The organism is Brevundimonas sp. (genome assembly GCF_032055285.1).
Taxonomy (GTDB): domain Bacteria; phylum Pseudomonadota; class Alphaproteobacteria; order Caulobacterales; family Caulobacteraceae; genus Brevundimonas.
The window spans coordinates 196,640-221,591 of record NZ_DAMBRE010000003.1 but is presented as its reverse complement, the minus strand read 5'-3'; the positions used below and the strand labels follow the sequence as shown (position 1 = coordinate 221,591).

The following is a 24,952-nucleotide window of genomic DNA, read 5'->3' as shown; positions in this document are numbered from 1 at the left end:
GTCTCAGGGCCGTTCCAGCGGCGGCACGGCCAGACGGGCCAGCTCTTCTTCCGTCGGCAGCATCTCGGCAGAGCGCGCCATCACGAACCAGCTCAGCCCGCCACCGTGCGGCCAGGGGCAGAAGCGCACGGCCAGCCCGGCCTCGGCGGCCAGCCGTTCGACGCGTTCGCGGGCGAAGGGCACGCATTCCGGATAGACCCAGCCGCAGGTCTCCGGCGCCAGTTCCGCCGTCTCTTCGCCGATCAGCCAGTTGGCGACGATCAGGCCGGTGTCGGTCAGCGATCCGGCGAAGGAATGCAGGGCCTTGCGCGTCGCCTCGTCGCCGGTGTGCGAGAAGATGGACTGGGCGATGATGAAGTCGAAGCGCTCGCCGAAGACGTCGGTGCGATAGTCGGTGTTGTAGTCGAAGCGGGGGCGCTTGACCTCCTGGACCTCGCGGCCGATCTCGCGCGCCAGGCCGTCGGCGATCAGCCAGGCCTCGGGCTCGACGCCGAAGTATTTTCCTGCGGCCAGATAGGGGATGGCCATCCGCCCCAGCCGCAGCGAGCCGCAACCGAAGTCCAGCAGCTTGTGATGCTCACGCAGTCCCAGCAGGAACAGCAGCGAGAACTGCGACCCGCCCAGCAGGTCATAGCGATAGGCGGGACCGACGAAGCTCCGATAGTGGCCGGCCCCGGCCGACAGTTCCCGGGCCTGCTCATTGCTGAAGTCGCGCACGTTCATCGGTTTTCCATCTCCGGCCGGGCCGTTGCTGTTTTCAACGGCTGCCTTAGCGGGTAACGGCTGGGATGCAAACGACGTGAGGGGAGTGATCGTATGGACTGGACCGCAGGCTATGTGGCCGACATCGGCTATAGCAGCCAGTATTATGCAGAGTTGAATCCGGCCCGGTTGCCGATCGCCCTGCTGAACGCAGGCTATGCGCCGCCGCGCATCCGCACCGCCTGCGAATTGGGCTTCGGCCAGGGCGTATCGGTCAATATGCACGCCGCGGCCCAGCCGGACGTGGAATGGTACGGCAATGACTTCAATCCGTCGCATGCGGCTTTTGCCGCTGGCCTGGCCGAGGCGGCGGGCTCCAAGGCGCAACTGACGGACGAAAGCTTCGCCGAGTTCTTCGCCCGCGAAGACCTGCCCGACTTCGACTACATTGGCCTGCACGGCGTCTGGAGCTGGATCTCGGAAGAGAACCGCGCCCTGATCGTCGACTTCATTCGGCGCAAGCTGCGCGTCGGCGGCGTGGTCTATATCAGCTACAACACTCTGCCGGGTTGGGCTGCGGCCATGCCGCTGCGCCAGCTGATGGCCCAGCACGCCGCCACCCTGTCCGCGCCCGGTCTGGCCACCGAGACCAAGGTTGAGGCCGCCTTGGCTCATGTTGAAGCCTTGTTCGCCGCAGAGCCGGCCTATCTGGCGGCTAACCCTCAGATCGCTGAGCGATTCGCCCAGATGAAGGGCATGGATCGGCGCTATCTGGCGCACGAGTACTTCAACCGCGACTGGAAGCCGATGTATTTCAGCGAGGTCGCGGACATGCTGTCTGCAGCCAAGCTTAACTTCGCTTGTTCGGCCAACTACAGCGACATGCTGGACGAGATCTGGATGACGCCGGAACAGAAGGCTCAGATCGACGCCGCGCCCACCGACCTCCTCACCCAGGGCGTACGCGACTTCATCGTCAACCAGCAGTTCCGCAAGGACATCTGGATCAAGGGCGGCGAGACGCCTTCCCCCCGGCGTCGGATGCAGATGTTGGCAGAGCAGCGGATCGCTCTCGTCGCGCCGGTAGAAAGCGTCAGCATGACGCTCGAGTTGAGCGGACGTCAGGTCACGCTTCAGGAAGAGGTTTATCGGCCGATTCTGAGCCTTCTGTCGGACCACCAGCCGCATACCATAGGCGAGATTCAGACGGCCGTGGCTGCTGCGGGGTTGGATCCCTTGATGGTGCTGCAGGCTGCTGTGGTCCTGCTCGCCACCAATCTGGTCGTGCCCGCCCAGTCCGTAAAGGCGGCGACGGAAGCCAAGGGGAGCGTCGAGCGGATGAATGCGACCATTCTGGATCGCGTCCAGCAAGGCGAAGAGTTTCCATTTGTCGCCTCGTCTCAGCTGGGTGGAGCGGTGGCTATGGACCGTGTGACACAGCTTATAGCCGACATGCTTCGGCGTGGGGCATCGAATCCCGAGGTTATCGCGGATCAGGTCTGGTCGATCTTGAGCGCTGAAGGGCGGCTGATGATCAAGGATGGAAAGACGATTGAGACCGCAGAGGCCAATATTGCAGAGCTTCGCGCTCAGGCCGAAGTCTTCATCAAGCAGAAATCGCCGCTTTTACAGGCTCTGGGAGCGACGTTCGCCATGTCGCTGCCCAAAACCCGCCACAAAAAGTGAACAAAGCTTTACCTTGCGGTTGCAAATGCGCAACAAAGGTTTTGAAAATCGTCGATTTGACCCTTTCGACAAAACTGATGCAATTCAAACCTCGCGTGGTGGTTGACTACGCGCTCTGCGCCGTTCAATAAGCGAAGGTCTGAGGAGCAGGCGGGCAGCGTAACGCGGTCAGCTGAATTCGCCTCTTGACTGCAATCTGGCTGTTTTTGGACCTTTTGGGGGATCCCATGAAGAAACAAACCCTGCTCGGCGCTGCTGCGCTGACCACGCTCGCAGTGGCCGGTGCCGCTCACGCGGGCACCCTGTCGCCCAACGCTGCTGGCACTTCGATCGTCACGCAGAACCGCGTCATCGCCACGGAAGCCGCCGCCGCCAGCCTGTCGGGCACGGTGTCGCTGGCTCTGACCCCGTCGGACAACGCTATCCTGCCGCAAGGCAACGCCATCCTGAAGATTTCGCTGGACGGCGGCGCAACCTTCGGCGCGCCTGTGACCTCGGCCGCTATCGGTGGTCTGGGCGGTTGCGCCCCGACCGTCACTCCGTCGGCTGGCGGCGGCAAGGACGACTCGAGTGTCACTTTCCTGGTCTCGACCCTGAACAACTGTAAGGGTGCTATGACTTCCCCGGCTGCTCCGGCTCAGCCGATCACCATTGATATCCCGGTCAAGTTGAACGGTACGTCGAACGTCAACGTTTCGACCGACCTGCGCACCGAAGCCGGCACCGCCATCGACGGCGCCACGGCCTCGACCTTTAAGCCTGCCGCAGGCGGCTCTCCCGCTGTCAACCTGTTCAGCTTCGCTCCGGCCTTCGCTCTGAAGGTCACGCCGGCTGCTGCTGGCAACGTCACGGCTCTGCTGCCGGACTTCAAGGCTCTGGGCACCAACAAGACGCTCGGCACCGCTGAAGTCACGGTCGCATCGAACGCTTATACCGGCATCGGCACCGGTTCGCGCGCTGTGGCTGCTGGCGACGTGACGGCTGTCAAGTACGCCGTCAAGGGTGCTATCGCCACGGTCGACATCGGCTTCACCGGTGCGGATGTCACGGCTGGCAACGTTCCGGCTTCGGGCGTCGTCAACGCGTCGGGTCCGGCTGCCGTGACGTTCGCTGCTGCTCCCAAGTCCACGCCGGTCGCCATCGCCGCTTCGACCTACACGGTCGCTGCTGACCTGACCTTGGATTCGGCCTTCGCTGCTCAAGGCGCCTACGCTGCTCAGTCGCTGCGTTCGATCGTCCGCGACGGCGCTTCCTACATGGTGCCGTGGGTGGCTTCGGGCACCCTGGCCACGTCCTCGACCAGCAACACGGTCATCCGCATCGCCAACGTCGGCGCCAAGACCGGCCCGGTGTCGCTGGAACTGCTGACCAGCTCGGCCGGCACCCCGGTCAGCACCACCCTGATCCCGGTCGCCGCGTCGATCGCCAAGGGCGGTGAAGTTGTTCTGACCAGCGGTCAGATCGAAACCCTGGTTGGTGCCAACTTCGGTCGCGGCGACATCCGTCTGACCGTCGAAGCCCAACCGGCCGACCTGATCGTCCGTCGCTTCGTTCAGAGCACCGTCAACGGTGCCCTGTCGGAAGTCTCGCTGGGCCGTTCGGCCGCTGGCGCAGAGCCGCAAAACTAAGACTCGCCGTCTTAGTCTCAGACAAAGGAAGGGGAGGGCTTACGCCCTCCCCTTTTCTTTTGCGCCACAGGCCGCTGAACGGCTATCACTCGGACCTGTTTTGCGTCGGAGAGCCCCGTGGCTGAATTCAAAGATCAAACCCTGACCGGCGCCGTGACGCTGGACGGCAACGTCTTCATCAATGTCGATTTCAACGACGCCCTTCTGAATTACGACGGCGGCGTGCCGCCTGGCTTTGACAACTGCCGGTTCAACAACGCCACCTTCAACCTGGGCGGCGCGGCCGGAAATACGATCAACCTCCTGCGCATGATGGCGCCGGCCGCGACCAACATGCGTCCGGTCGTGCTGGGCCTGATCCCCGAGCTTCAGGGCTAGGACCTGACCCTTCCGTCGTCGGAGCATCCACGCGTGACCCAGACCGCCGCTGTCCGTCCGATCCTCGCTCGCGCCCGCCTGGGCGAGGTCCTGGTCGAGCGCGGTCTGGTGCGCCCCGCCGACATCGCCAACGCCCTGTCGCTACAGGGCCAGAACGGCGGTTTGATCGGGCTCAACCTGGTGCGCCTGGGCGCCCTGTCCGAAGCCCAGCTTCTGGAGGTCCTGTCCGAACAACTGGACCTGCCGATCCTCCTGCCCGAGGACGGGCCGGCGCCGGAACGCATCTCGACCTTCCTCGAAGAGATCCGCTCGCCCCTGGGCTGGTGGGCCGAACGTGAGGCCGTGGCCTGGCGCGAGGGGGAGGGCGGCGATTCGCGCATCCTGTGCGCCGCCGTCCAGCCGATGGACCCCGCCCTGGCCGAGCGAATCAGTCAGGCGACGGCCGAGCCTGTCGTCTTCCTTCTGGCCCAGCGTTCGCTGATCGAGGCCCTGACCGAGGATCTCAGCCGCGACCACGCCCCGACGCTGGACGTGGGAACGGCCGGCGCGGGCGCAGACGCCGCCCGGCTGCGCGAACTGGCGCAGGAAGCGCCGACCATCGACTTCGTCAACGCCGTCTTCGCCGAAGCCCTGACGCGGCGCGCGTCCGACGTCCACGTCGAACCCTACGAGGACCGCTTCCTGGTCCGTATGCGGATCGACGGCGTCCTGACGACGGCCCGCAGCGCCCCGCGCTCCAACTTCGACGCCGTCTGTTCGCGCATCAAGCTGCTCAGCGGCATGGACATCGGCGAGCGCCGCCTGCCGCAGGACGGCCGCCAGTCGATTCGCGTCTCGGGCCAGGAGGTCGATCTGCGGGTCTCGACCCTGCCGTGCTCCTGGGGCGAATCCATCGTCCTGCGTCTGCTGGGCAAGACCAGCCGCCTGCCGCAGTTGTCCGAACTGGGCGTCAGCGCCGAACAGGAAGCGGGCTTCCTGCGTCTGGCTGAACACCCCAACGGCGTCTTCCTGATCACCGGTCCGACCGGTTCGGGCAAGACTACGACCATCTATCGCCTGCTGACCCACCTGAACGACGGCGAGCGCAAGATCATCACCGTCGAGGACCCGGTCGAACTGGACCTGCCCGGCGTCATCCAGGTGCGGGTGCGCTCCGAGATCGGACTGACCTTCGCCGCCGGCCTGCGCTCCATCCTGCGTCAGGACCCCGACGTCATCATGATCGGCGAAATCCGCGACCCTGAAACCGCGCGGATCGCCGTCCAGGCCGCCCTGACCGGCCACATGGTCATCTCGACCGTCCACACCAATACGGCCCTGGCCGCCATTCCGCGTCTGCTGGACCTCGGCATCGAGGACTATCTGCTGGCCGACGTCATGCGCGGCGTGGCGGGTCAGCGCCTGATTCGCCGCCTGTGCAGCGATTGCGCCCGTCCCTCGACCGCCGCCGAGGCCAAGGTCCACGACATGGCCATTCCCGCCCACCTGCGCGCCGTGGCCAAACGCGAGCCCGCCGCCTGGCGCGAGCCCGTGGGCTGCGCCAAGTGCGGCGGCAGCGGCTTCCGTGGCCGGGTCGGCGTCTATGAACTGGCCCCCATGTCGTCAGCCATCATCGCCGGCATGCGCGCCTCGGCCGACGAGGACCAGTTGACCGCCGCCGCGCGCAGCGAGGGCTTCCTCAGCTTCGCCGACGACGGCTTCCTGAAGGCGCGTCGCGGCGAGACGGCCCTGTCCGAAGTCTATCGAATCGCCGGAGCCGAAGGAGCGTCCAGTGTCCCATAGCGGCTATTACGATCAGGGCGCCGTCGGCGAGGGCGTGCGCGACGGCCGCCACCGCGAGATCATCGGCGGCATGTGGGACGAGATCGGCGATTTGCAGATGCGCTTCCTGATCGCCCAGGGGATGCAACGGCATCACCGTCTGCTCGACGTCGGCTGCGGCTCGCTGCGCCTCGGGGCGCGGGCCGTCGCCTATCTCGACGCCGATCGCTACTTCGGTTCGGATCTCAATGTGTCCCTGATCCGCGCGGGATACGAACAGGAACTGGACGAAGCCGGTCGCGCCAAGACGCCGTGGGATCATTTCGGCGTCAACGACGACTTCAGCTTCGACTTTCTGACCCAGCCGATGGATGTCGCCATTGCCCAGTCGGTCTTCACCCACCTGCCTCTGAACCACCTGCGCCGCTGCCTGCACAATCTCGCCCCGCACATGGCCAGGGGCGGGCGGTTCTTCGCCACCTATTTCGAGTGCTTGGACGGTCAGGACCTGTTCACGCCCCTGGCCCAGCCGGGTGGCGGGGTTACGACCTACGACTATCAGGACCCCTATCACTACCGTCTGAGCGATCTGGCCTGGACGGTGGAGCCGGCCCAGTGGGTCTTCGAGCCGATCGGAGAGTGGGATCACCCGCGCGGTCAGCGCATGGCCTGTTTCCGCAAGCTTTAGATGACCGATCAACTGACCTTCCAGTATGAGGCCGCCGGTCGCGACGGGCGGATGGTCAAGGGCCTGATCGGCGCCGCCGACGAGGCCGTGGCCATGCGTCGCCTGGCCGCTGACGGCCTGACGGTCGTCCGCATCAAGCCCGCCGCCGCCGCCAAGGCCGAGGGCCGCGAACGGGGCCTGAAGACGGGCGAGCGGGTGCTGGTGCTGCGCCAGATGGCGCTGATGCTGGAAGCGGGCGTCTCCCTGCTGGAGGCGCTGGATACGGTCGCCCAGGGCATGCAGGCCCGCAAGGGCAAGCGCCAGTTCCAGGCCGCCATCGGCGCCCTGAGGCGCGGCGATTCGCTCGGCGACGCCCTGGAGGAGCACGTCCCCGGATTCCCCGACTATGTCTACGCCATGGCCCGCGTCGGCGAGGCCTCGGGCCGCATCGCCGACGTGCTGAAAGAGGCCGCCGAGCAGATGGCCTATGAGGACAGGCTGCAGCGCGACTTCGCCAACGCCATGACTTATCCGGGCTTCCTCGGCTTCGCCGGGGTGGCCGCTATCGGCTTCATCTTCACCCAGGTGGTGCCGCGCTTCGCCACCATGATCGGCGACGACCGGGAGAACATTCCCGCCATGTCGCGCTGGGTTCTGGAAGCCGGCGAGTTCGCCAACGCCAACCTGGGCGTAGTCGGCGCGGTCGCGCTCCTGCTGGCCGGGGCCATCTTCTTCATCGTGACCAACAAGGCCTTTCGCGAGCGCGCCTATACCGTCGCTCACGGTCTGCCGGTCGTGGGCGCCGTGATCCAGGCGCGCGAGATCGCCTCTTGGGCGCGGCTGACGGCCTTTGCCTTGAACAATGGCGTGCCCCTGCTGTCGGCGGCGGCCCTGGCGCGGGCGGCGGTGCCGATCGGCCCCTTCCGTCAGGGGCTCGACCTGCTGGACAGCGACCTGCGCGCCGGCATGACGCTGGACGCCTCGCTGGGGGCGCACACCCGGCTGGAAGCCATGGACCTCAGCCTGCTGCGCGCGGGCCAGAAGTCGGGGGCCATCGGCGCCATGTTCGGCTTCATGGCCGACAACTACGAGGCGCGGCTGCGCGACCGGATGAAGCGGATGACGGCCCTGCTGGAGCCCATGGCCATCGGCATCATCTCCATCGTCGTCGGCTTCGTGGCCCTGTCGCTGGTTCTGGCCCTGTCGAGCGTCTACGAAGGCGTCGTCTGATGACGGCGTTGGCGCGGGGGCGCGACGGCTTCAGCCTGATCGAGGCCCTTGTGGCCCTGGCCATCGCCTCGATGACCCTGATGGCCATCTTTGAGCTGCAGATTCAGATGACCCGCAGCCAGCAGCGCGCGGCCCTGGCCGTCGAGCAGGTGGCGGCCCAGGAGAACGCCCTGGCTTTGACGCGCAACCTCAATCCCATGCAGCAGCCGCAGGGGCGAATCGAACTGCCGGGCGGGGACACGATCGTCTGGTCGGCCGAACCCATGAGCGAGCGCCGCGTCAATGCGGGCTTCCCGGCTGGCGACGGGGTCTTCGAGGTCCAACTCTATCAGGTCACGGTCGGGGTCGAACGGGCGCAGGGACGCCCCCCCGCGCCTCTCGTGTTCGACCGCATGGGCTGGCGTCGGCTGCAGGCCTTCGAGGGCTAGGCCCTCAGTCGGCGGCTGGTTCGGCCGGAGGGGGCGTGACCGTGACGTCAGGCACGGCGGGCGATGTGGGGGCGGCGGCCGCTCCAGCCGGTTTTTCGGCGGCGCGACGCTCAGACGCCCGGCTCGGCGACGGCAGGTCGAAGCCCACGCCGCGCACGCCGAAGCCGACGTTGAACGGCGTCAGCGTATAGGACCAGCCGCGTCCGGTGCGGAAGGCGGAGTTCATGTCGCTGGCGTAGCGCTCGGCGTAATCGGCCATGTCCTCATCGCCCCGCAAGACATGGGGAGTGATCAGGATCAGCAGTTCGGTGCGGGTGCCCTTCGTCGTATTATTCTGGAAGGCTGAACCCACGAGCGGGACATCCTTGAGGAAGGGTATCCCGTTGTTGACCTTGCTGTAGTTGTTGCTGATCAGGCCGCCGAGAACTCCGGTCCAGCCGTCGGTGATGGCGATCTGGGTGGTCAGGCTGCGGTTCAGGATCGGCGGGCTGGCGATGGCGCGGTTAGTTGATTCGCCGACCTCGGAGATTTCCTGGCTGATGGTGATGTCGACTCGGTCGCCGTAGACCACGGGCTGCAGGTCCAGGATCACGCCGGTCTGGCGGTACTGGACGCTTTGCAGGATGTCCGTGCCGTTGTTGCTCTGGTTGTCGCTGGCGCGCTGCGAGGTGATGATCGGCACGTCGGAGCCGACCTGGAAGCGGGCCGTGCCGCCGCTGCGGGCGACCAGTTGGGGCCGTTGCAGGATGTTGACGCGGTTGTTCGACGCCTGGGCGTTCAGGCGCGCTCGGAACTCCGGGCCGATGAAGCTCATCAACAATCCGCCGCCGCCGAGTTCAATGCCCTCGGTGCCGCCGCTGAGGACGCCGTCGCCGCGCGTCTCCGTGCCGAACAACTGCACGCCCAGGCTGGTGTTGTCGGTCAGGGTGACCTCGGCGATCATGACCTCGATCACCACCTGGGGCGCAGGCGTATCCAGGGTGGTCAGCAGGCCGCGAAGCTGGGCGAACTCGGTCGCCGTGCCGGTGAAGATGATGCGGTTGCCGACCGGGTCGGTCAGCACCCGGCCGTTCATGAACTGACCGCCCTGGCCGATCGGCGGGGTGGAGCCTTGCCCGTTGGCGTTGGTCTGGGCGCCGCCGTTGGCGCCCGCGATCTGCACGGCCGGCGTGCCGGGAACGCCGACGGGCGCGCGCGGCTGGGCCGTCGTCGGCGCCTGACCCATGGCCATCTGACCCAGGGAGGCAGCGTCGGTGTTCTTGACCTGGTAGACGAAGGTCGAGGCCTTGTCGCCGAGAGCGGCGGGTTGATCCAGGGTCTCGGCCCAGTAGCGGGCGCGGGCCAGGACCTCGGGATCGCGGCCGAAGATCAGAATCTGGTTGGCGCTCGGGAAGGACTGGATGTTTAGTGCGCCGTTCGCCCTATCTTGCGAGGCGATGACATAGCCTTCCGTCACCAGAGTCCGCCTCAGCGCTTCAGCCAGAGCTTCTGTGGCCCAGAAGGACGGCTCGATGCGCAGCACCTCGGCGCCGGCGTAGCGCGGCTGGTCGATCTCGCGCAGCGCGCGGACGACCTGGGCCACCTCGCGGCCCGGACCGGAGATGATCAGGCTGTTGCTCAACTGATCAGGCGTGATGCGGGCGCCGGACAGATTGGGATAGAGGTCCTGCAGCAGGCCCTGCAGGGCGCTCACCTCGATGGTCTGGACCGTATAGAACTGCACCACCCGACCGGCCGAGCTGGAAGGCGTGCGGTTGCGGTTGACCTCGACGCCCGTGCCCTGCGACGCGGCGCCCACGGTGACGAAACCGCCGTCGGCATAGACCTCGACGCCGTACTGTTTCAGCGCCTGTTGCGTCAGGGCGAACAGGGCGCGCTTGCTGATCGGGCCGCCGCTGCCGCCGGCGATGACTTCGGTGCGCGTGGCGACGTCGGGGGCCAGGGTGAAGGGCACCTTGAGCACGCCGCCGAAGACAGTGGCGGCGAACTGCGGAATCGACTGGGGCGAGAGGTTGGCGTCCACCATCTCGTCCGAGACCAGGGCCGCGATCTGTTCCGACGTTGCGGGCTGACGGGCCGGACCGGCAGGCGCAGCGGCGCCGGGAATTGTCGTGGTGGTGATGCCGGCGGTACTGCGCGAGCCGCGATCCACGTTGACGCCGCCGCCGATGAGGCCGTCCTGCGATGAGCCTTCGACCCGCGTGTCGGGACGCGACACCATGGTGTTCATCTCGGGGAAGGCGGCGCAGCCCGCCAGGATGACCATGGGCGCGAGACAGACAGCGGCGCGCAGACCGGCGCGACGCAGGACGGTCGCGGCAGGGCGGTGGGTCAGGGTCGTCATGCCATTTTCCTCGATACTCAACCGAACACCCGGATGACGCGCATCTCGCGTCCCTTGGCCAGGGTCACGGCTTCCGCCGAAATGTTCTTGATACGCCAGCCGTCGCCGTAGCGACCGCCTTCGCTGAGGGTCGAGACGCCGCCCGAGGCGTCACTGACCAGGACGTGCTGACGTCCCGTCGCTGGATTGCGTTCAACCCCGCGCAGGGCCGCCTTGAAGGTCACCGCCACGTCGGGGGGCGGGGGAGGCGGCGGCGGCGGGGGAGGCGGCGGCGGCGGCGGCGGCGGCGGGGGATCCGACCGCAGCGTCTTCAGGAAGGCCACGGCGCCCACGGCGCTTTCGCCCGGACGCAAGATCGCGCCCGCACGCGCAGATTGACCGCGCACCACGGCCGGCGGCTCATCAGGGCGACCAGGATAGGCCGCGCCCGTCAGGAAGGCCAAGCCCAGCAGCACCGGCGGGACCGCCCACAACAGGGGCTTCATGACGCCGCTCCAGGATTGGCGATCCGCACAGGGAAGGCCAGGCCGATGCGCAGCTTTCCGCTGGGCGGGGGCGCGTCGGGCGTGCCGACCAGCAACGGATTGGGCGGCGTGACCTCATAGCGGAAAGCCGTGACGCGGAAGCCCTCGGGCCATTCGCCGAGCTTGTCGAGGAAGGCGAAGGCGGGACCCCAGCGCAGGTCCGACTGAACCTCAGCCTCCAGCCACTGGGTCGGGCCTATGGCCTCGACCTTGGCGTTGGTCGTGATGCGCGGATTGGGCAGGCCGGTCGCCATGGCGGCTTCCAGCAGGCGCTGTTCGATCAGCACCTGAGCGACCGCCGGATTGCCGGCCTCGAAGCCCCAGCCGTTCATGTCGTCCAGCGCCAGGCGATCAGCGGCGCCGTCGGCGATGCGGCGCGCGGCGTTGGCGGTCAGGCGGGCGGTCGATTGTTCGGTCAGGGCGTCGATGTAACGGTCGGCCTGGGCCGTGCGCCACTCCAGCGCGGCGACAGGGGCATAGACGGCGGCGCCCAGAACCAGCCCTCCCAGCAGGATGCGCTCGCGCATCGTGGTGCGGCGCATGCGGTCCTTCAGCGTCTCGATCGACGCACGCGTCGAAGCGACCATGTCAGCCAAGAAACCCTGCAAGATGCGTCCCGTGTCAGTGTTGCGGCGCTCGGGCCTGCATTTCGCATCGACCCCCCAAGAGCCGTGAGCTATAGCAACCGTTAAAAGCCCATAACAGCTTAGAAATCCAAGGCGATCGTTTGATGCATTGCGGCCGTTCCCGTCTCCGTCACCGTTTTTCGCTGATCGTGGCCCCGTCGCATCAGCGTGGCCGTAAGGCCCGCGAGGGCTACAGCCTGCTCGAAATCCTCGTCGTCCTGTCGATCATTGCTTTGATCGCGGCGGTTGTGGGGCCGCGTCTGTTTGCGCAGTTGGATAAATCTAAGACCCAGACGGCGCGTCTGCAGATCCGTTCGCTGGAAGCGGCGCTGGAGACCATGCGTCTGGACATCGGCCGCCTGCCGACCGAGCAGGAGGGCCTGGCCCTGCTGATGCAGGCCAACGCCGAAACCGTGCCTGGCTGGTCCGGCCCCTATCTGGACAAGGCTCTGCCGTCCGATCCCTGGGCCCGCCCCTACATCTATGTCGCCCCTGCGGCTCCTACCGCGGGCGAGGTCGCGCCCGACAATCGCGCCCGCGTCATCAGCTACGGCGCCGATGGGGCCGAAGGCGGCCAGGGCGTCAACGCCGATGTCAGTTCCGATCAGGCCCGCTGATCCTGCGCCGTCCCGGCCCGCCCGGGGCGGTTACACCCTGATCGAAGTTCTGGTGGTGCTGGCGATCTTCGCTCTGAGCACCGCCATCATCATGCCGTCCACGGCGCGGATGCTGGATCAGACCACCTCGCACGCCGTCTTCTTCGAGTTCCAACGTCAGGTGTCCGACCTGCGACGCGAGGCCAACCGGACCGGCGAACCTGTGCGGATCGTCGATCCCTCCATGCCCAAAACCGAGGGCGACCGCCTTCTGCAGCTGCGGGCGCCCTGGCGCTATACCTTGGCGCCAGCCCTGGACATCGCCGAGGGCGGCGGTTGCTCGACCGTCAGCGCTAATCTGATCAATCAGGACCGGGTGGTCATGACCCTGCGGGCCGACGACGGAACCTGCCGCTTCATGCGCCTGCAGGACGTCCCGAAGAAAGGACGCGGGACCTAGGGTTCCGGCGTCAACGGCGGAGCCTCCTCACGCACCTTCATTTCCACCGTCAAGGTCTGGCCCGTTCCGTCGGTCCGTGGCTGGACATCGTGGAAATAGCCCGAGCTTTCCAGTTCCTCGACCAGAGGCGCGATCTTGTCGATCGCGGCATAGGGCAGGCTGAAGCTGAGGGTCTCGGTCTCGGCGTTCACCGAGGTCGGCGTCAGGTCATGGAAGGCCAGGATGCCGATGGCGGCGCCGGCGGCGCTCAGGGGGCTCGTCTGCGCTTCGATGCGGCGATAGGCGATCAGCTTCTTCTGGCTGGCGTCCAGGTTGCGCACGGCGGCGGCGAGCGGCGTCGCGGCGCGAATCTCGGCTATTTCGACTTCGACGCGGCCGGCGTCTTTGGACAGCTGGTAACCCTGACCGAACAGGAAGGCGCCGAAGCAGACCGAGGCCAGGGCCACGCCGCCGCCGACCAGAAGGGCCATCTGCTCGCGCGTGAGCTCAGGCGCCGCCATGGCGAAGGCGTCGGGATTGTCGAAGGCGATCGGCAGGTCGGCAGGGGCGGGCGGATGATCGGGGGCGGCCTCGTCCGCCCGCTGCAACCGCACGAAGGCCGACCAGGCAGGGGCGTCGTAACGCTCACGTCGCCAGGCCGAGGCGACCAGGGCCTTGCCGCGCCACAGTTGAGCTTCGTAACCGGCTTTCAGTCGGACGATCCGCCAGGCGTCGCCGCGCGGCTGGGCCAGGGTCTCGGGGCGGATGAGCGGGCGAGAGGGCGTGGCGACGCCGGTTTCCAGCAGGGCTTGGACGCGATCCGCATCCCACCACCAGACGCCGAAGTCGTCGCCTGCCTTGCTCAAAGCCGAGCCGGAGACGACATAGGGCGCGGCCACGCGGGCGTGCAGGACGGCGGCCTGGCGGCGGCGACCGCGCGGCAGGGCGGCGGTCTGGAACAGGGCGAAGGCGCACAGATCGCGAGCCAGGAGCAGGACGGGCCGACGCAGGACGCGGCCCAGGGCGCCGCCCGGATGGACGACGTCGATCGCGCCGTCGGCGCTGAGCCGCTCAACGCGGGGCGTAAGGAAGTCGAGTTGCATCGGATGTGTCGGCCACGGCCCGGCGAGGGGCCTCTGTCAGTTCAGTCTGATCGATCCAGAGCGGTTGCTCAAGGCCGGAAGGCGTCAGGGTCAGCCGCGCCCGATAGGTCCAGGCCGACCGGGTGTCGCGGATGGTGACCAGGGTCACGCCCGCCGGATAGGTGTAGATGCGCTCGAAATCCTCGCCGAACGGCATGCCTGTCACATTGGCGATGTCGGCGGCGGACATCAGGGGCGCCTGTTCACGCGCCCGGATCAGGGCCTGGGCCTGATCCTCGCTCATGCCGAACAGGATGCCGAGAGCCGTGGGGCTGGCGGTGTTGACGTTGATGGCGGCGGACATGGGATCGGCGGCCAGGTCGTCGCGCAGCTCGCGCCAGGCCTTCTTGTTCACGGCCTCGCGCGCGCCCAGAATCGACAACCATTCGGCGGGTCGCATCAGGCGGCGATTGGCGGGGCCGCCGTCCGGATAGTCGCCGCGTTCGGCGCCGTTCGGCTGCTTCAGGTCGTCGGTATCGACGTAGTCCTGATAGCGGGCGATCATTTCCTGACGCTGCCCAGCCTCGACGCCGAGACGCTCCATCAGGCGCTCGTAGGGTTGGCCGTAGAGCAGGGCCATGTTGATCATCCCCGCCTCGTCGCGCATGCGAACGACCAGAGGGCCGTCGACCTCCATCAGGAAGGGGCGCCCGTCGAGGCGAATCGGCTCAACCGGGAGGCCCGACAGGTTGGGCGGCGGCTCGGTCTGGCCGAGGTCCATGAAGCCGCGCACGTCGTTGATGGAAAAGCCATAGGCCCGTATCGGCTCTGTAGCGGCCATGTAGGACAGGGTCGCCTCGGCGGTTAGGGCGCGTTGCAGGAAGCGCACCCGCGCCCGGGCCGACGCCGCTTCCGCCGCCAGGCTGGCGAGCGCCGTGATCGCCACCAGGAAGATCAGCGTCACCACCCCCGTCACAGCCAGGACGGCTGGCAGGGCGAAGCCGTCGCGGCGCAAGACGCTAGAACTCCGCACTAGGCCGCATCCACAGGGCGGGCTGGCCGGAATAGACCAGGTCCACGACATCCATCTTGGGGCCGCCGTTCAGCCGCACCCACAGGCTCTGGCTGCGGAAATTCTCCATGTTGATCGGCGCGTCGCGGGGTGTCTCGAACGACGGGCTCCAGGTCGCGCCGTCGGGGGAATAGGAGAAGGCGGCGGCCGCCGAGCCGCGGGGCAGGGTCAGGATCGGCGTCTTGCGCGCCCCGGCCTGGCACATGACGACGCGCTCCGCCCCTTGGGTCTCGATGGTCAGGGTCAGGCGTCCGGCCCAGCCCTGGGGCGCGCAGCCGGTGGCGCGTTCCATGACGGCGTCGGCCTCCAGCCGGTCCGGCCCCGCGACCATGGGCTGATCGACGCCTTCGACGATGGTGGCGGGGGGGCGCAGGCTTAGGCTGCGGATGATGGCGCGCAGGTCGCTGATGGCCACATCGGCGTCGGCGACCGACATGGCGCGTCGTCCCAGGGAAAAGCCGGTGTCGCCGGCCTTGATGCCGATCGAGAAGATGACGGCCAGCGCCATGCCGCCGATCGCCAGGACGACCAGGGCTTCAATCAGGGAAAAGCCGGCGCGGCGGGCGGTTTGCATCACAGGGCCTTGATAGGGCTTCGCGACGCCCCTGCCAATCGGGCGCGATCACGCCTCAGCTTGGCGCTGATGTTCGCGGCTGGTATGCAGGCCGAGTAGTTTTGGGGGGAGCGATGCGCGGCGTCGTCTCGGTGCTGATTGCAGGGGGATTGGGGTGCGCCGTTTGGGCGGGCCTGGCCAATCACGCCCGCTTCGCCCAGGCCGAGCCCGGCGCGGTCAAGCCGATCCCCGCCTATGCGCCTGCCGTGGTCGCGGCGCCGGTTGAAAGCGACCAGGAGCGCCGCGCCCGCCTGAACGCTCGTCTGCAGACCATGATCAAGGACGGCAAGGGAGTGCGTCTGACCGACGCCCCGCCCGCCGTTCAGCGCCGCCGGGCTGAGCCTCGCCGCCCGGCGCCGGCCACCCGCGCCGCCACCCCCTCGACCCGTGCCGAACCGACGGCAAGCTTCACGCCGCCGCCGGTCAATCCGAACGCCAGACCGTCGGTGCGTCGCGCGGGCTATACCCCGCCCTACCTGGATCTGAAGACCCCGCCGCGGGTGCCGGACAACGACCTCGAATGCCTGACCCAGGCCATCTACTATGAGGCGCGCAACGAGAGCGAGGCCGGTCAGGCCGCAGTCGCCGAGGTGGTGCTGAACCGCTCGCGCCACCGCGCCTATCCCAAGCGGGTCTGCGAGGTCGTCTATCAGCGCAACAGCCGCACCTGCCAGTTCACCTTCACCTGCGACGGTTCGATCGGGCGGCGCGCGGTCAATCCGGTGGCCTGGGCCCGTGCCGAGCGGATCGCCCGCGAGGTCTACGAGGGACGCTCGGCCCAGTTGCCCAAGAACTCGGTCAACTATCACGCCAACTATGTCCGCCCGTCCTGGGGTTCGCGGCTGGCCCGTGTGCGCCAGATCGGCGCCCATATCTTTTATGGCGCGCCGCTGAACGGCGGGACCAATCCCGGCGCCTATGAGCGGGAACGCGAACCGGCCCGCAGCGGTCTGCTGTTCGTGCGCAACGAGGCGCTGGACCGCGCCTATACGCTGATGACGGCCCAGGCGGCGCCCAGCGAGCCTTCCGCGCCGGCAGGGTCGTGACGGGCGGGGTGATCCTGCTGCGGACCCCGCGTCACGGGGACGACCGGGGCTGGTTTTCCGAAACCTGGTCGCGCGCACGCTTCAGCGCCGCCGGGATCGACAGCGACTTCGTGCAGGACAATCACTCGCGCTCGGAACCGGCAGGGGTGGTGCGCGGCCTGCATTTCCAACGCCCGCCCTTTGCCCAGGCCAAGCTGGTGCGCTGCGTGCGCGGCGCCATTCTGGACGTGGTGGTGGACCTCCGCGCCGGCTCGCCGACCTTCGGGATGCACCATGCGGTCGAGCTGTCGGCGGACAGCGGCGACCAGTTGTTCGTGCCCCCATCGTTCGCCCACGGCTTCGTCACCCTGCAGCCGGGCACCGAGGTGATCTACAAGGTCTCGGCCCCCTATGCGCCGGCGCACGAGGGGGGCTTGGCCTGGGACGACCCGGAACTGAACATCGCCTGGCCGGTAAAGGCGGCCGATGCAGTCCTGACCGATCGAGACCGGAACTGGCCGCGCCTAGGCGATCTGGACACGCCCTTCGTCGGCGAGACCCCCATGACCCTGTCGGTCGTGGACCTGGGCCGGATTAACGGTTAGCCCGACTTCAGTCGGCGGCTGAGGAGTTGAGCGTTGAGGATATTGCTGACCGGCGGCGCCGGCTTTATCGGCTCGGCCCTGACGCGCGAACTGCTGACGCGGGGTCATGAGGTCCGGGTTCTGGACCTGCTGACCTATGCCGGTGTCGCCGCATCCCTGACGGAACTGGAAGCCGATCCCGCCTATAGTTTCGTGCGCGCCGACATCGCCGACCCGGTCGCGGTCGCCGCCGTCTTCGCCGATTTCCGCCCCGAGGCCGTGGCCCATCTGGCGGCGGAAACTCATGTCGACCGGTCGATCGACGGTCCCGCCGTCTTTGTGCGCACCAATGTCGTGGGAACCCAGGTGCTGCTGGATCAGGCCCTGGCGACCTGGCGCGGTCTCTCGGACGCGGCCCGCGACGCCTTCCGCTTCCTGCACGTCTCGACCGACGAGGTGTTCGGCTCGCTGGGCGAGGAGGGACGGTTTTCGGAAGCCAGCCCCTATGACCCGCGCTCGCCCTATGCGGCGTCCAAGGCGGCGTCGGACCATCTGGTCCGGGCCTGGGGACATACCTTCGGTCTGCCGACCATCATCAGCAATTGCTCGAACAACTACGGCGCCCGCCAGTTTCCCGAGAAGCTGATCCCGACCATGATCCTGCGCGCGCTGCGCGGCGAAAGCCTGCCGGTCTATGGCGACGGCGGGAACGTGCGCGACTGGCTGTTCGTCGAGGATCATGCGCGCGCCCTGGCCGATATTCTGGAGCGGGGCGCGCCAGGCCGGACCTATGCGGTCGGGGGCGACGCCGAGCGCACCAATCTGCAACTGGTCCATGCGCTTTGCGCAGTGCTGGATCGCCTGCAACCCGCCGCGGACGGTCGTTCTCATGCAGCGCGGATCCAGATGGTCGAGGACCGTCCCGGCCACGATCGCCGCTACGCCGTCGACGCCGCTCTGATCCGCGCGGAACTGGGCTGGCGTCCACAGGTCAGCTTCGACGAAGGACTGGAGCGGACGGTGCGCTGGTATCTGGACACTGAATCCTGGTGGGCGCCCCTGGTCGCCGATCCCCAGGGGCTGACCCGCCTGGGACGGCTCTAGCCGACCCGTTCGATCTCGGCGCCGCTGAAGGTCATGCGTCCGTCGAACACGCCCTCCATGACCACGACCCGAAGCTCGCAGACCGACCGTTCGGTCCAGTCATAGTCCTGAACGATCTCGAACACGCCGGGACGGCCAGGCACGAACTCTTCCGACAGGAAGTCGGTCTGTCCGCCCCAGTCGACACGGAAGCGCGGACGGCTGCCCTTGGCGTCAAAGGTCAGACGATAGGTCGCACGCCAGCGGCCCGGCGGCATGGTGATGTAGGGGCCGGTGATCATGAAGCGCGGGCGGCCGGTCAGGTCCAACTGACCGCGGGTCCCTCCCGCCACGATGCGCGAATCATAGTTGAACAGATCCGGGGCCCAGGTCGCGCGAGGATGCGCCGGGTCGAGCAGGGCGACCGCCGCCTGAACCGCCGTGAGCCGAGGCGACAGGGGCATGGCCGGAGACGGGGCCGGACGATGCAGATGCACCTGGGGCAGAATCTCGATCGGTCCCTTGGCGAAGTCCGTATGGCGGAAGATGCGCCCAGGGGGCAGCAGATCGATCCGTCCCATCAGATCGGTCAGGAAGGGGATGAGCGGCGGCAGGGCGTCCGGCGCCTCGACGCCGTCCAGGCGCATGCCTGATCCGGCGATCAGGCATGCCACGGCCTCGGCCGGCGCTCCGAACGCCAGAGGTTGTTGTGCATCCGCCGTCAGGATGACGACCTGCGGGTCGTTGAAGGGGGCGTGGAGCGGATCGGCGTCCAGGTCGTGAAGCCGCAGGCCCGCTTCGGTCACGGCGCTGGCGACGGCGGCGCGCCAGACGACGTCGTCATGGAAGGGCGGAAGGACGATCCATCGCGCATGCGAAGACGAGGAACGGCTCACGCGGCGCGCAACCAGGTATAGACTTCGACGGCTTCCTCGATGTCGTCAAACACCTTGGCCTGTCCGCCCTCGATGATCAGGGCGCGGTCGCAATAGTTGGCGATCAGGTGGGTGTCGTGGGAGGCCATGAGGAAGGCGCGATGGGCGCGATGCTCGAACAGGGCTTCCTGGCACTTGCGCTGGAAGCGGGCGTCGCCGACGGCCACCAGTTCGTCGATCAGATAGCAGTCGAACTCGATGGCCAGGGACAGGCCGAAGGCCAGACGCGCGCGCATGCCGGACGAGTAGTGCTTGACGGGGTCGCGCAGGGCCTTGCCCAGTTCAGCGAAGTCGTCGACGCGCTCGAGCATGTCGTGATAGTCGCGTTTGTAGAGGCGCGCGAGGAACCGGACGTTGTCCAGTCCTGACAGGCTGCCCTGGAAGCCGCCGCCGAAGCCGATCGGCCACGAGGACGACATGCGCCACTCGATCCGGCCTTCCGTTTCAGGCAGCACGCCGCCCAGCATCTTGATCAGGGTTGACTTGCCCTGACCGTTGCGGCCTAGAATTGCCAGTCTGCCTGAAGTGCCAAGATCAAAATTAATGTTTTTGAACAATGGCTTGTGGGAGCCGTGATAGGTCTTCCCAACGCCGATGACACGCAGGCCGGGAGCCTCGGGGGTTTGCATCAGTCCTGCCTGTGCTCCCGAACGCCGGCCCAGATGAGCCAGCCCACCGCGTAAGCCAGCAACGACGAGGCGAAGATGGTCAGAACGGCCAGCCAACGGCGAGGCTGCGTCGGCTTGTCGGGCTCGCTGGGGGCCACGATGCGCTCCAGGTAGAGCTTCTGGCGGCGCGCATCCTGTTCGGCGTTCAGCAGAGCGGCGGTCGCTTGAGCCAGGACCTTGTCCGCGATCTCGCGGCGCATCACCAGGTCCTCATAGGCGCCGACCTTGGGCGCCAGAGACGAGGCGCTGCCGGTGGCCTTGGCGCGAGCTTCGGCGACCTGACGCTCATAGGCGGCGATGCGGCTGTCGATGGTGGGCAGTTGCGGGCTGGACGGAGCCTCGGCCGCCAGTTGCGCCCGTTCAGCGCGAAGCTGAGCAATAGTCACGAGAAGACCGGAAACGACTTCGGTCGTTTCCGTCACGGCGGCGCGCGGGTCGATGAACTGGGCGCTGTTGCGCAGGGTGGTCAGAGCTTGCTGAGACGCGGTCACCTCGGCGCGGGCCTGGTCAAGGGAGACGCGGGCGTCGCGAACGGCGTTGGCGGCCGAGCGCTCGTTCAGACGGTTGACCAGGGCCTCGCCGCTGTCGAGCATGGCGGCGTTGAGGGTGGCCGCATCCTTTGCGGTGAACGCCTCGACGCGCAGGGTGCTGATGCCGGAGGTGGCGTCATAGCCGACGGTCAGGAAACGCTTGAAGCTCTTGTAGAGGGCCTCGTCGCTGGCCCCTTCCCATGGGCGCGGCGATCGTGAGAACCAGTCGACGTCGGGTCGACCGAGCATGGCCTTGAGGTTGTAGCGGGTCTGCAGGACCTTCAGGCTGTCGCGTGAATCGAGATATTCATGAACCGCGAAGGCGTCGTTCATCCCGCTTGAAATGCCGACCCCCTGCAGGGCCAGGCCGAGGCCGCTGGGTTGGCTGGAATTGGCTGAGCGGACCACGAAGCGGGATTCCGAGACGTAACGCGGCGACGCGATCAACCCGTAGTAGATTGCCCCCACCAGGGTGGGCGCGGCGACCACGATCAGGAAGCCGAGCGGCAGTCGCTTGCGCCACGAACGCTTGGCCGGGGGCACGGCGCGCGGTTCTTCGGCCGCGCCGAGGTAGGTCAGGTTGGTGTCAGCCATTCGTCTTCTGGGTGATATGTTTCATGGTCGGACGACGTCTTTATTCAACCGAGATGCGATCTCGGGCCCCGGAGATCAGCAGCAGGCCCAGGATATTGAAAATAGAGCCCACCGCGAGTGCATAGAGCGGGTGATAATAGGTCGGTACGAATTCTCCGAAAACTCCCGCCCGGATCATTTCCACACCATGAGGAAATGGAACGTAAAGGTAGATCTCTCGGAGATGGGGCGGCAGCCAGGACACCATGAAGAAGACGCCGGAAATCGGTATCAGGGTGTAGCTGATCAGGCTGACAAGCCGTTCGAAGCTTTCATAACGCATCGCCAGGCCGGTGAGGATGAGGGCGAAGCCGCATGAGACCCACGCCAGCAGAAGCCAGCCTGAGTACAGCAGGAGATAGTTGTGCGGGAGCCCGACCTGCTTGAGGCAGAACAGCACGACGTAGACGATGAAGAAGGCGGCGGTCGCCCCGCCCAATTCCAGCAGGATGCGCGCGCCGAAGATGTGAAGCGGGGCGATCTGACGGTGATAAAGCAGCCCCAGATTGGCTTGCAGGGCGCCGCTGAGCAGCGCGATCAAGTGCCGGGTCAAGATCAGCGACATATAGCCGGTCATGACAAAGGGGGCGAGCCGGACGCCATGTTCATAGCTGGGCTTGGTGAGTGTCCACAGCGCCATGACGCCGAAGCAAAACACCAGAGGTTCGCCGACCACCCAGGCGAACCCCAGCCCTTCGCGTCCGAAACGTGTCGCCATTTCGCGCATGATGAGCGCGCCAAGAATTCTGAAATGGCGGACGATGGGTTCGAACATCAGGGCATTCAAGGCGCGCCGAGCGCGAGAAAATCGAGCGTGAAAACAGCCTTTACCATGGGCGCGATCACGCCGCGACCATAGCTTGCGCCGTCGCAAGCGCAAGCGATCTCGCCGCTGGTCGGGCGAAACTTCCTTCGTGTTTTCAGGCGACCGGTGGTCGCTGGCTCCGTTTTGAAACTACCCTGACAGCCGCTGGTCGGCGCGCAAACGGGTGATGACGGCCTCGGCCGCCTCTGCGGGAGTCATTTGGTCCGTTCGCAGATGCAGGTCAGGCTGGGGCGGCGGCTCGTAGGGGCTGCTGACCCCGGTGAAGTTGGCGATCTCGCCTCGCCGGGCCTTGGCGTAGAGGCCCTTGACGTCGCGCGCCTCGACCACGTCGAGCGGGGCGTCGACGAAGGCCTCCAGAAACTCGCCGACGGGCATCATGTCGCGAACCATGTCGCGCTCGGCGCGGAAGGGCGAAATCAGCGAAACCAGGACGATCAGCCCCGCGTCGGCCATCATGCGCGCCACCTCGGCCGCGCGACGGATGTTCTCGACCCGATCGGCCTCGGTGAAGCCCAGGTCGCGACTGAGACCGTGACGCAGGTTGTCGCCGTCGATCAGATAGGTATGGCGGCCCTCGGCGGTCAGGCGTTCCTCGACCAGGTTGGCGATGGTCGACTTGCCGGACCCCGACAGGCCCGTGAACCAGAGAACGGCGGCCTTCTGTCCCTTCAGCGCCGCGCGTTGGTCGCGATCGACCTTGATCGCCTGGCGATGGATGTTGTGCGCGCGGCGCAGGGCGAAGCGGATCATTCCGGCGCCGACCGTGGCGCGCGTGAGCCGGTCGATCAGGATGAAGGCGCCGAGGTCGCGATCGACCTCATAGGGTTCGAAGGCCACGTCCTGGCCCAGCGACAGGTGGCAGGCGCCGATGTCGTTCAGCGCCAGGGAGCGGGCCGCCAGTTTTTCCTGGGTGTTGACGTTCACCCGGTGGCGGATGTCGGTGATCTGGGCCGGGACGGTGCGCGCTCCGATCTTCAGGTCATAGACCCGGCCCGGGATCAGTTCGGCTTCGGCCATCCAGACGATCGTGGCCTCGAACTGGTCGGCGGCCTCCAGGGGCGTCTCGGCGGCGGCCAGGACGTCGCCGCGCGTCACATCGATCTCGTCGGCGAAGGTCAGGGTGACGGACTGGCCAGCCTGGGCGTGATCCAGGTCGCCGCCCATGACGACGATCCGTTCGACGCGCGACCGGACGCCCGACGGTGAAACGGCCACCGCATCGCCCACCGTCACGGCGCCGCTGTTGATGCGCCCCGTATAGCCGCGGAAGTCGAGGTTGGGACGGCTGACCCCCTGGACGGCCATGCGGAAGGGGCGGGCGGTCTCTGCGGCGCCGGGCAGGGTCTCCAGCACTTGCAGCAGGGTGGGGCCTGCGTACCATTCGGCGGCTTCGCCGTGCTGGACCAGGTTGTCGCCATTGACGCCCGAGACAGGAATGACGGTCGGCGTCGGCAGGCCGGCCGCCTCGGCGAAGGCCAGGTAGTCGGCGACGATGGCGTCGAACGCATCCTGAGACCAGGCGATCATGTCCATCTTGGTCACGGCCAGGATGACGTGGCGCACGCCCAGCAGGGAGACGATGTGGCTGTGACGCCGCGTCTGGGTCAGCACGCCCTTGCGCGCGTCGATCAGGACCACGGCGGCGTCGGCGGTCGAGGCGCCGGTGGCCATGTTGCGCGTGTACTGTTCGTGTCCGGGCGTGTCGGCGACGATGAACTGGCGGCGCGGCGTCGAGAAGTAGCGATAGGCCACGTCGATCGTGATGCCCTGCTCGCGCTCCGCCAGCAGGCCATCGACCAGCAGAGAGAAGTCCAGCTTGCCGTCGGCGTCGCGCAGGGCCGCGACCTGATCGTCGGGCACGGCGCCGGCGTCATAGAGCAGTCGCCCGATCAGGGTCGACTTGCCGTCGTCCACCGAGCCGCAGGTGATGAAGCGCAGGGTGTCGCGCTGAGGCGTCGAGGCAGCCATCAGAAGTAGCCCTCCAGCTTCTTCTTCTCCATCGACCCGGCCTGGTCGCGGTCGATCAGCCGCCCCTGGCGTTCGGAACTGCGCGAGGCGCGCATCTCGGCGATAACGGCGTCCAGGGTCGAAGCCTGGCTCTCGACGGCGCCGGACAGGGGGTAGCAGCCCAGGGTGCGGAACCGCACCGACATCATCTCGGGCGCCTCGCCGGGGTTCAGCCGCATACGCTCGTCATCGACCACGATCAGGGCGCCGTCCCGCCGGACCACGGGGCGTTCGGCGGCGAAATAGAGATCGACGACCGGGATGTTTTCCAGCGCCACATATTCCCACACATCCATCTCGGTCCAGTTGGACAGGGGGAAGACCCTCATGCTTTCGCCGGGGGCGACGCGAGCGTTGTAGAGGCTCCACAGTTCCGGCCTCTGGCGGCGCGGGTCCCAGCGGTGGCCGGGACCGCGGAAGGAGAAGATGCGCTCCTTGGCGCGGCTGGCTTCTTCGTCGCGACGCGCTCCGCCGATGGCGGCGTCGAAACCATGTAGGTCCAGCGCCTGCTTAAGCCCTTGCGTCTTCCACATGTCGGTGTGGACCGCAGAGCCATGGTCAAAGGGATTGATCCCTTGCGCCTGGGCCTCCGGGTTGTGGTGGACGATCAACCGTGCGCCGCTCTCCGCCGCCATCCGGTCGCGCAGGGCGTACATGGCGCGGAACTTCCACGTCGTGTCCACGTGCAGCAGGGGGAAGGGCGGCGGCGCCGGATAGAAGGCCTTGCGCGCCAGGTGCAGCAGGGCCGCCGAGTCCTTACCGATGGAGTAGAGAAGGACCGGGCGCGCGCACTCGGCCGCAACCTCGCGCAGGATGTGGATGCTTTCGGCTTCGAGCCGTTGCAGGTGGCTCAGTCGCTCGGGGGATGCGGCGGCGGTCGTCATG

25 protein-coding genes are annotated in these 24,952 nt (G+C 67.2%); 12 read left to right on the top strand and 13 right to left on the bottom strand.

Features of this window, described 5'->3' with window-relative positions:
- Nucleotides 1-3 precede the first annotated feature (3 nt).
- Nucleotides 4-723 (bottom strand): class I SAM-dependent methyltransferase, encoded by a 720-nt coding sequence (locus RTY13_RS09260; protein WP_312782875.1) that lies wholly within the window; start codon nucleotides 721-723, stop codon nucleotides 4-6.
- Nucleotides 724-816: 93 nt separating this feature from the next.
- On the opposite strand from RTY13_RS09260, the gene RTY13_RS09255 reads away from it, so the two are divergent.
- From RTY13_RS09255 to RTY13_RS09225, 7 genes are all read left to right on the top strand, one after another.
- The gene (locus RTY13_RS09255; protein WP_312782874.1) at nucleotides 817-2,388 is read left to right on the top strand and encodes a methyltransferase regulatory domain-containing protein; all 1,572 of its coding nucleotides are present in this window, start codon (nucleotides 817-819) and stop codon (nucleotides 2,386-2,388) included.
- Nucleotides 2,389-2,615: 227 nt separating this feature from the next.
- The gene (locus RTY13_RS09250) at nucleotides 2,616-4,016 is read left to right on the top strand and encodes a hypothetical protein (RefSeq protein ID WP_312782873.1); all 1,401 of its coding nucleotides are present in this window, start codon (nucleotides 2,616-2,618) and stop codon (nucleotides 4,014-4,016) included.
- 117 nt (nucleotides 4,017-4,133) lie between these two features.
- Nucleotides 4,134-4,394: a hypothetical protein gene (locus RTY13_RS09245; protein WP_312782871.1), complete on the top strand. Its 261-nt coding sequence runs from the start codon at nucleotides 4,134-4,136 to the stop codon at nucleotides 4,392-4,394.
- A 33-nt stretch (nucleotides 4,395-4,427) separates the two neighbouring features.
- On the top strand, nucleotides 4,428-6,176 hold the full coding sequence (locus RTY13_RS09240) for a GspE/PulE family protein (RefSeq protein ID WP_312782869.1): 1,749 nt from the start codon (nucleotides 4,428-4,430) through the stop codon (nucleotides 6,174-6,176).
- On the top strand, nucleotides 6,166-6,843 hold the full coding sequence (locus RTY13_RS09235; RefSeq protein WP_312782868.1) for a class I SAM-dependent methyltransferase: 678 nt from the start codon (nucleotides 6,166-6,168) through the stop codon (nucleotides 6,841-6,843). The genes RTY13_RS09240 and RTY13_RS09235 overlap by 11 nt, the downstream gene beginning before the upstream one ends.
- On the top strand, nucleotides 6,844-8,052 hold the full coding sequence (locus RTY13_RS09230) for a type II secretion system F family protein (protein WP_312782866.1): 1,209 nt from the start codon (nucleotides 6,844-6,846) through the stop codon (nucleotides 8,050-8,052).
- Nucleotides 8,052-8,480, top strand: a complete 429-nt coding sequence (locus RTY13_RS09225; RefSeq protein WP_312782864.1) for a prepilin-type N-terminal cleavage/methylation domain-containing protein — start codon at nucleotides 8,052-8,054, stop codon at nucleotides 8,478-8,480. Before RTY13_RS09230 ends, RTY13_RS09225 begins: the two co-directional genes overlap by 1 nt.
- Before the next feature lie 4 nt (nucleotides 8,481-8,484).
- Here RTY13_RS09225 and RTY13_RS09220 read toward each other — a convergent pair whose 3' ends face one another.
- The 3 genes from RTY13_RS09220 to RTY13_RS09210 are packed head-to-tail and all read right to left on the bottom strand — an operon-like array spanning nucleotide 8,485 to nucleotide 11,944.
- Nucleotides 8,485-10,824 carry a secretin N-terminal domain-containing protein gene (locus tag RTY13_RS09220; RefSeq protein WP_312782862.1) on the bottom strand — a complete coding sequence of 780 codons (2,340 nt, stop codon included), beginning with the start codon at nucleotides 10,822-10,824 and terminating at the stop codon, nucleotides 8,485-8,487.
- Between the two features lie 17 nt (nucleotides 10,825-10,841).
- On the bottom strand, nucleotides 10,842-11,309 hold the full coding sequence (locus tag RTY13_RS09215; protein ID WP_312782860.1) for a hypothetical protein: 468 nt from the start codon (nucleotides 11,307-11,309) through the stop codon (nucleotides 10,842-10,844).
- Nucleotides 11,306-11,944 (bottom strand): hypothetical protein, encoded by a 639-nt coding sequence (locus RTY13_RS09210; protein ID WP_312782858.1) that lies wholly within the window; start codon nucleotides 11,942-11,944, stop codon nucleotides 11,306-11,308. The genes RTY13_RS09215 and RTY13_RS09210 overlap by 4 nt, the downstream gene beginning before the upstream one ends.
- A gap of 134 nt (nucleotides 11,945-12,078) precedes the next feature.
- On the opposite strand from RTY13_RS09210, the gene gspG reads away from it, so the two are divergent.
- A complete protein-coding gene (gene gspG, locus RTY13_RS09205; protein ID WP_312782857.1) occupies nucleotides 12,079-12,591 on the top strand; it encodes a type II secretion system major pseudopilin GspG in 513 nt (170 codons plus the stop codon).
- Nucleotides 12,566-13,030, top strand: coding sequence for a type II secretion system protein (locus RTY13_RS09200; RefSeq protein WP_312782856.1), 465 nt, complete (start codon nucleotides 12,566-12,568; stop codon nucleotides 13,028-13,030). The genes gspG and RTY13_RS09200 overlap by 26 nt, the downstream gene beginning before the upstream one ends.
- Here the strand turns inward: RTY13_RS09200 and RTY13_RS09195 are convergent.
- Genes RTY13_RS09195 through RTY13_RS09185 form a run of 3 tightly spaced genes read right to left on the bottom strand, consistent with a single transcriptional unit; the run spans nucleotide 13,027 to nucleotide 15,737 of the window.
- Nucleotides 13,027-14,112 carry a hypothetical protein gene (locus RTY13_RS09195; protein WP_312782855.1) on the bottom strand — a complete coding sequence of 362 codons (1,086 nt, stop codon included), beginning with the start codon at nucleotides 14,110-14,112 and terminating at the stop codon, nucleotides 13,027-13,029. The two genes, RTY13_RS09200 and RTY13_RS09195, sit on opposite strands and share 4 nt — an antisense overlap.
- Nucleotides 14,081-15,124 carry a type II secretion system protein GspK gene (locus tag RTY13_RS09190; protein ID WP_312782853.1) on the bottom strand — a complete coding sequence of 348 codons (1,044 nt, stop codon included), beginning with the start codon at nucleotides 15,122-15,124 and terminating at the stop codon, nucleotides 14,081-14,083. The genes RTY13_RS09195 and RTY13_RS09190 overlap by 32 nt, the downstream gene beginning before the upstream one ends.
- On the bottom strand, nucleotides 15,111-15,737 hold the full coding sequence (locus RTY13_RS09185) for a prepilin-type N-terminal cleavage/methylation domain-containing protein (protein ID WP_312782852.1): 627 nt from the start codon (nucleotides 15,735-15,737) through the stop codon (nucleotides 15,111-15,113). The genes RTY13_RS09190 and RTY13_RS09185 overlap by 14 nt, the downstream gene beginning before the upstream one ends.
- Before the next feature lie 113 nt (nucleotides 15,738-15,850).
- Here RTY13_RS09185 and RTY13_RS09180 point away from each other — a divergent pair, with 113 nt between their 5' ends.
- The 3 genes from RTY13_RS09180 to rfbB are packed head-to-tail and all read left to right on the top strand — an operon-like array spanning nucleotide 15,851 to nucleotide 18,489.
- Nucleotides 15,851-16,822, top strand: a complete 972-nt coding sequence (locus tag RTY13_RS09180; protein ID WP_312782850.1) for a cell wall hydrolase — start codon at nucleotides 15,851-15,853, stop codon at nucleotides 16,820-16,822.
- Nucleotides 16,819-17,406: a dTDP-4-dehydrorhamnose 3,5-epimerase gene (rfbC, locus tag RTY13_RS09175; protein ID WP_312782848.1), complete on the top strand. Its 588-nt coding sequence runs from the start codon at nucleotides 16,819-16,821 to the stop codon at nucleotides 17,404-17,406. The genes RTY13_RS09180 and rfbC overlap by 4 nt, the downstream gene beginning before the upstream one ends.
- Before the next feature lie 33 nt (nucleotides 17,407-17,439).
- Nucleotides 17,440-18,489 carry a dTDP-glucose 4,6-dehydratase gene (gene rfbB, locus RTY13_RS09170; RefSeq protein WP_312782846.1) on the top strand — a complete coding sequence of 350 codons (1,050 nt, stop codon included), beginning with the start codon at nucleotides 17,440-17,442 and terminating at the stop codon, nucleotides 18,487-18,489.
- Here the strand turns inward: rfbB and RTY13_RS09165 are convergent.
- The 6 genes from RTY13_RS09165 to cysD form a co-directional block, all read right to left on the bottom strand.
- Nucleotides 18,486-19,364 (bottom strand): hypothetical protein, encoded by an 879-nt coding sequence (locus RTY13_RS09165; protein WP_312782845.1) that lies wholly within the window; start codon nucleotides 19,362-19,364, stop codon nucleotides 18,486-18,488. The genes rfbB and RTY13_RS09165 overlap by 4 nt on opposite strands.
- Nucleotides 19,361-20,032, bottom strand: a complete 672-nt coding sequence (locus RTY13_RS09160) for an ATP-binding cassette domain-containing protein (protein WP_312782844.1) — start codon at nucleotides 20,030-20,032, stop codon at nucleotides 19,361-19,363. Before RTY13_RS09160 ends, RTY13_RS09165 begins: the two co-directional genes overlap by 4 nt.
- On the bottom strand, nucleotides 20,032-21,195 hold the full coding sequence (locus RTY13_RS09155; RefSeq protein ID WP_312782843.1) for a chain-length determining protein: 1,164 nt from the start codon (nucleotides 21,193-21,195) through the stop codon (nucleotides 20,032-20,034). Before RTY13_RS09155 ends, RTY13_RS09160 begins: the two co-directional genes overlap by 1 nt.
- A 40-nt stretch (nucleotides 21,196-21,235) precedes the next feature.
- Nucleotides 21,236-22,009, bottom strand: coding sequence for an ABC transporter permease (locus tag RTY13_RS09150; RefSeq protein ID WP_312782842.1), 774 nt, complete (start codon nucleotides 22,007-22,009; stop codon nucleotides 21,236-21,238).
- Between the two features lie 180 nt (nucleotides 22,010-22,189).
- Entirely contained in the window at nucleotides 22,190-24,028 is a 1,839-nt protein-coding gene (gene cysC / locus RTY13_RS09145; protein ID WP_312782840.1) for an adenylyl-sulfate kinase, read from the bottom strand.
- Nucleotides 24,028-24,951 (bottom strand): sulfate adenylyltransferase subunit CysD, encoded by a 924-nt coding sequence (cysD, locus tag RTY13_RS09140; protein WP_312782838.1) that lies wholly within the window; start codon nucleotides 24,949-24,951, stop codon nucleotides 24,028-24,030. Before cysD ends, cysC begins: the two co-directional genes overlap by 1 nt.
- Between the last annotated feature and the right edge of the window lies 1 nt (nucleotide 24,952).

Bases quoted from the DNA above. Each gene is read 5' to 3' on its own strand.
- RTY13_RS09260 (WP_312782875.1), bottom strand. From the start codon at position 723: ATGAACGTGCGCGACTTCAGCAATGAGCAGGCCCGGGAACTGTCGGCC.
- RTY13_RS09255 (WP_312782874.1), top strand. From the start codon at position 817: ATGGACTGGACCGCAGGCTATGTGGCCGACATCGGCTATAGCAGCCAG.
- RTY13_RS09250 (WP_312782873.1), top strand. From the start codon at position 2,616: ATGAAGAAACAAACCCTGCTCGGCGCTGCTGCGCTGACCACGCTCGCA.
- RTY13_RS09230 (WP_312782866.1), top strand. From the start codon at position 6,844: ATGACCGATCAACTGACCTTCCAGTATGAGGCCGCCGGTCGCGACGGG.
- RTY13_RS09225 (WP_312782864.1), top strand. From the start codon at position 8,052: ATGACGGCGTTGGCGCGGGGGCGCGACGGCTTCAGCCTGATCGAGGCC.
- RTY13_RS09220 (WP_312782862.1), bottom strand. From the start codon at position 10,824: ATGACGACCCTGACCCACCGCCCTGCCGCGACCGTCCTGCGTCGCGCC.
- RTY13_RS09215 (WP_312782860.1), bottom strand. From the start codon at position 11,309: ATGAAGCCCCTGTTGTGGGCGGTCCCGCCGGTGCTGCTGGGCTTGGCC.
- gspG (WP_312782857.1), top strand. From the start codon at position 12,079: ATGCATTGCGGCCGTTCCCGTCTCCGTCACCGTTTTTCGCTGATCGTG.
- RTY13_RS09200 (WP_312782856.1), top strand. From the start codon at position 12,566: ATGTCAGTTCCGATCAGGCCCGCTGATCCTGCGCCGTCCCGGCCCGCC.
- RTY13_RS09195 (WP_312782855.1), bottom strand. From the start codon at position 14,112: ATGCAACTCGACTTCCTTACGCCCCGCGTTGAGCGGCTCAGCGCCGAC.
- RTY13_RS09185 (WP_312782852.1), bottom strand. From the start codon at position 15,737: ATGCAAACCGCCCGCCGCGCCGGCTTTTCCCTGATTGAAGCCCTGGTC.
- RTY13_RS09180 (WP_312782850.1), top strand. From the start codon at position 15,851: ATGCGCGGCGTCGTCTCGGTGCTGATTGCAGGGGGATTGGGGTGCGCC.
- RTY13_RS09160 (WP_312782844.1), bottom strand. From the start codon at position 20,032: ATGCAAACCCCCGAGGCTCCCGGCCTGCGTGTCATCGGCGTTGGGAAG.
- RTY13_RS09155 (WP_312782843.1), bottom strand. From the start codon at position 21,195: ATGGCTGACACCAACCTGACCTACCTCGGCGCGGCCGAAGAACCGCGC.
- RTY13_RS09150 (WP_312782842.1), bottom strand. From the start codon at position 22,009: ATGTTCGAACCCATCGTCCGCCATTTCAGAATTCTTGGCGCGCTCATC.
- cysC (WP_312782840.1), bottom strand. From the start codon at position 24,028: ATGGCTGCCTCGACGCCTCAGCGCGACACCCTGCGCTTCATCACCTGC.
- cysD (WP_312782838.1), bottom strand. From the start codon at position 24,951: ATGACGACCGCCGCCGCATCCCCCGAGCGACTGAGCCACCTGCAACGG.